The following is a 2,451-nucleotide window of genomic DNA, read 5'->3' as shown; positions in this document are numbered from 1 at the left end:
TGTATATTGCAAGTGAAAAGTTAACTTAATTGAAATTTAATTTTTAACTTTCATGATTTTCTAAGAATTTTTTTGATTGTTGTAGACGATAGCTTGTTCCATTCATGTTAATCACATAAGATTGATGGGTAATGCGATCAACCATGGCCGCTGTGATAATCGGATCATGGAAGATTTCATTCCATCTTGAAAAGGGCAAGTTAGTCGTAAACATTGTTGATGCTTTTTCACATCGAGTAGAGATAAAGTTAAAGAGCAGCTCTGCGCCTTCTTTATCAAACGAGATATAACCAAGCTCATCTAAAATAACGAGATGATATTTATCAAACTTCTTTTTTAAACGTTGTAGGACACGTTCATTTTTTGCTTCTTTTAACTCAATAATTAAAGTCGGAACATGCGCAAAATACACATGATATCCAGCTTGACAGGCTTTAATTCCAAGTCCAATGACCGTATGACTTTTACCAGTTCCAGGGTTACCTGCTAGTATGACATTTTGTTTCTTTTCAATAAATTCTAAGCTTTTTAATGTTTGATAATGTTTTTGAGCCTCTAATGGTAAAGCAGCGACCTCTAATTCCTCTAAATGTTTTAGATATGGAAATTTAGCAGCTCTTATACGCGTATTAACCCCATTCTGTTGTCTAAGTTCAACCTCATATTGAAAAAGATTCAGTAAGAACTCTTCATAGGATTGATTTTCTAACCGAGCTTGTTCTAAATGAAAAGACAAATTTTGATGAATATAAGGTAAGCGTAAATGTTTGGTGTAAGTTTTAATTAATTGATCCATGAGTTTTCTCCTTGACTATACATTGAACTAATTTCAGATAATTGATGATAACAAGCTTGTTCAATAGGGGCTTCAATTAAATCTTTGGTATTGAACTGACTAGGGTTTAAATTCAATAAGTAATTGATGATATGATGATTTTGAATCGGTAACCCTTGTCGTTTTAAAGATTCAATCGCAAACTGAACCGTTTCAAGAGAGTTCTGCTCAATTATTGTTAATAGATAGATAAAGTCTCGTGGATTTGTGTTATAATAAGTTTGGAATATGTTTTGAAGCCAGGGAGTAGCTTGTTTGAGAGCCAAGCTATGCGCAATTGCCCCGGGCTTCTTTTTTAATGTCGCTAAATAGTGATGAATATCTATATGATATTGGTGACGTCCGATTAATCGGTTAGCCTTAAATAAAAATCGATCATCGAAATAAACTTTAATCTGGTTAATGTTTTTACGGACAGTCACCTCTTTTCCTACTAAGTAATCCGGAACAGAATAAAAATTGGAATCGACATGAATAAAACTATATTTATTCACTTTATAGGTAGAGGTTAAATAAGTATCCAAGGGTAACCTATATGGAAGTAAATTCTTCTGTTCTTGTGCAAATACAGTTTCTGCAGATTGGTTCGTTCGTTGTTTTATTTTTTGATTTTCACGGTGAGTTGCTTCTAAAAGTGCAGTAACAGCATCTGCAATTGTTTTGAAATGGTGAGACTTACTATAAGCTTTTCGTCGAATTAATTCAACAGAACGCTCCACATGACCTTTTTCATGACCACTGTAAGGATTGGTGTATCGGGGAATATAACCGTAATAATTCATTAATTTTTTAACCACCTCAGTGGGTTGTTTTTCTCTACCAGCTAGATGTTTCACTTGAACACGTGCATTGTCATAGACGATTTCAGTCGGAACCCCTTTGATTTCTTCAAAGAAGCGAGTGTGAATATCAAGAAAAGCTTCCGTATTTTCATGTGAATAAAGGTAAGCAAATCTCTTATCACTATATTTTAAGTCAAACACTCCAATTTTAAATCGTCGCTCAGCACCCAATTCCTCAATATAAAGAGTAACATCTCCCCAATCAAATTCAGCCACTTGTCCAGGCTCATAAACTTGCCTAATAAATGCCTCTTTTGAACGTTGGGCTTGTTTAGAAACATAAGCACAAACTGAACGATAGCTAATATCAATATTTTTCGAAATCAGCCATTCATAAATATCTGTATTTTTCATGATGAGTTTCCGTTTCCCCTGTTGAATCTTTTGTTTATTTTCTTCTAAGCAAGAATCAATCATTGACTCAACATCAGGTGTTAATTTAATACGTTGACGTTTACTACTATCGTACTTAGGCTTAGCAGATGAACGGATAATAATCTGTTCTTTTTCTTCAGCGGTCGTAGCTAATTCTAATTCTTGTTGATCCTTCTCATATTGCTTAATATATTTACTAACCGTTTGTCGAGTCATTCCTATCTCTTTAGCAATGTCGGTATAAGATAGACCTTTTAGATATAAACGAATCATTTTTTCTTTCTTCTCCAAAGTTAGCACTCCTATCTCCTCCATATCTCTAGTTGATATGGATAATTTTACAAAAGAGATGTTAACTTTTCAAATGCATCCCTGTTAATTATTAGAATACTATAAACA

At 33.5% G+C, this 2,451-nt stretch carries 2 protein-coding genes; both read right to left on the bottom strand.

Annotated features, from left to right (window positions below; all coding sequences use genetic code 11):
* Positions 1–43: 43 nt before the first annotated feature.
* Complete coding sequence (gene istB, locus NEH74_RS00910; RefSeq protein ID WP_055243484.1) at positions 44–796, bottom strand: IS21-like element helper ATPase IstB; 753 nt, start codon at positions 794–796, stop codon at positions 44–46.
* A complete protein-coding gene (istA, locus tag NEH74_RS00905) occupies positions 784–2,367 on the bottom strand; it encodes an IS21 family transposase (RefSeq protein ID WP_256637852.1) in 1,584 nt (527 codons plus the stop codon). The genes istB and istA overlap by 13 nt, the downstream gene beginning before the upstream one ends.
* Between the last annotated feature and the right edge of the window lie 84 nt (positions 2,368–2,451).

The sequence above is a fragment of the Turicibacter sp. GALT-G1 genome, assembly GCF_025594995.1.
In the GTDB taxonomy this organism is placed as follows: Bacteria; Bacillota_I; Bacilli_A; order MOL361; family Turicibacteraceae; genus Turicibacter; species Turicibacter bilis.
The sequence above is the reverse complement of the archived record's forward strand: the minus strand, read 5'-3'. Positions and strand labels throughout refer to the sequence as shown.

Excerpts from the sequence above, each read along its gene's own strand:
- istB (WP_055243484.1), bottom strand. The coding sequence starts at position 796 with ATGGATCAATTAATTAAAACTTACACCAAACATTTACGCTTACCTTAT.
- istA (WP_256637852.1), bottom strand. The coding sequence starts at position 2,367 with ATGGAGGAGATAGGAGTGCTAACTTTGGAGAAGAAAGAAAAAATGATT.